The following is a 2125-nucleotide window of genomic DNA, read 5'->3' as shown; positions in this document are numbered from 1 at the left end:
GCCAGAGGCATATTTACGCAGCGTCTTTTATGGTTTGATCACAAATTTTAATATGACCATTCAATTTTTTTGTATCTATATAGGAATTGCCAAAAACACTCACTTGATCACGAATGTGTGTATAGCCTGTAATTTTTGCATTCTCATAAATACAAGCATCATCCCCAACTACAGCAAAAAACCAAACTTGAGCATTGCCAAAAATCTTTGCATTGCCATAAGCTTGCGCATAGTCAGTTAGTAAAGCATTATCATAGATTTTAGCATGACCTTTTATAACAGCCCTGTCAGATACCTCAGCATGATTCAAAACGCAGGCATAATCGTAAACATAAATTTTTCCAAAAACCAAGGCATGATCAGCAACCCTTGCATTGTCATAAATTTTTGCCCAATCAAAAACCTTGGCATTGCCTTCAATTTTTGCATTATCGAAGACATAAGCATTATTATAAACACAGGCATCATCATAAACCCAGCAATTGCCTTTATGAGAGAGATTGCTTTCCTCTTCAACAAAGCCACCTAGGTCGCCAGCCTTTACATCAGCAAAGTCTTTTAATGCTTTAATGCGATAAAGAGTATGATTATCAAATACACGCGTTTCATTTGTGAGTGCAAACTTTTTTTGCATAGCACAATTCCTTTATAAAGAGATTTAAATTTTAAAATGAAATGTTTTAAAGAGTGGCGCCCCCGCCGCGCCCGAGACATTATTTACATTGCCTCATCATAATACTCATGGCGGTAATAATCATCTTCACTTCCAAATCTTGGAATTGCCTCATCATGAATTTGATCATCTTCTGTTAAAGAGGCGGCGCTATGAACACAAGAAGACCCTGATACATAAGCACCACAAACCACGGCATCATCAACGACATAGGAATGATCACATATATAAGCACCATCGCTTATTTTAGCATTGCCACCGACATGGGCATCATCACAAATAACAGACATATCAGAAATATGAGCATGACCACTTACACGGGCGTTATCATAAATTTTAACATTGCCTTCAATTATAACAGCATTTTCAATATGAGCATTGCCATAGATCTCACAATAATCATTTATTGCCATGCCTTCAAAAATAGCATTGCCATAAATTTGTGCATCGCCATAAACATCAACAAAAAAGCCTTTAACTTTAGCATTGTCATAAACCCTAGCATTTTGAAAGACGCGCGCTTTATCGTAAACCCAGCAATTGCCATTATGAGATAGGTTATCTTCCTTTTCAATATAGCCGCCCAGATCGCCAGCCTTGACATCATCAAAATCTCTTAAAGCACGAATGCGATATAAGAAATGACCATCGATATATTCACAATCATCGGTAAATTCGTATTTTTTTGCAGGCTCTTGTTTATTAACAGACGCGGTTTCATTTGCAATGTTAGAGGAAATTGTATTTTGAGAATTTTTCATTTCAAATTCTTTCTAATCGTAATAAAGTTTTCAATTGACGCGCTATAAAGGCGCCGGGCGTTGAAAACACGGCGATTAGTCCGTCGTCACACTTTTCCCATAAGGGTATTGCATGGTGTGACACACCCGACATAATCATTATACGCTTTAATACGTATAAAAAACAGCCAGTATTTTAAAGACTTGGAAAGATTGTTTCGTAATCTATCCGCTAATCGTTAAGTGTTTTCAGCACTTGGGTATTTGTATAACAAAATACGTATTTATTGTCAACAGTAGTTTTATCTTTTTTGATATTTTTTGTATTTTTTTAACACGTTGTGTATAAACATTGTTATATTCTTATAAACAATCTCTATTTTATTGTGTGTTTTGGATTCTATATTAATGGCTTGCTTAAGTATTTTTGTTATTTAGCTCTCTATACTTCATAAAAGTTACAAACGCTCTTAGCAGCCATATTTTTAGCTTTAAAAGCATAGCTCTTTATTATTGAATGATTTTTGTGAATTGTCTTATAAGAGGTGCCTAGCGAGCCTTCATAAGACACCGCGCTTCTGTCATATGAGAGCCTCTAAAGATAGCCAATCTATTTAAAAAAGCAGGAAGGTCGTTTTGTAAGCGGCTTGCTTATCATAAAGTGTTTTTAGGTTTTTGAGTATTGATTCAATAAAATGCCCATTCATTGTTA

2 protein-coding genes are annotated in these 2125 nt (G+C 35.3%); both read right to left on the bottom strand.

Annotation, left to right across the window (positions count from 1 at the left end):
* Window positions 1–13 precede the first annotated feature (13 nt).
* Entirely contained in the window at window positions 14–634 is a 621-nt protein-coding gene (locus BN67_RS06055; RefSeq protein ID WP_019223251.1) for an LbetaH domain-containing protein, read from the bottom strand.
* 83 nt (window positions 635–717) lie between these two features.
* Window positions 718–1434, bottom strand: a complete 717-nt coding sequence (locus BN67_RS06050) for a hypothetical protein (protein ID WP_019223250.1) — start codon at window positions 1432–1434, stop codon at window positions 718–720.
* Window positions 1435–2125 lie beyond the last annotated feature (691 nt).

Origin of the sequence: Bartonella rattaustraliani AUST/NH4, from assembly GCF_000312565.1 — a bacterium.
GTDB classification, from domain to species: domain Bacteria; phylum Pseudomonadota; class Alphaproteobacteria; order Rhizobiales; family Rhizobiaceae; genus Bartonella; species Bartonella rattaustraliani.
This window is presented reverse-complemented; position numbering and strand designations above follow the sequence as displayed.

What these genes read in the sequence shown, in the direction of transcription:
- BN67_RS06055 (WP_019223251.1), bottom strand. Translation starts at nt 634, where the DNA reads ATGCAAAAAAAGTTTGCACTCACAAATGAAACGCGTGTATTTGATAAT.
- BN67_RS06050 (WP_019223250.1), bottom strand. Translation starts at nt 1,434, where the DNA reads ATGAAAAATTCTCAAAATACAATTTCCTCTAACATTGCAAATGAAACC.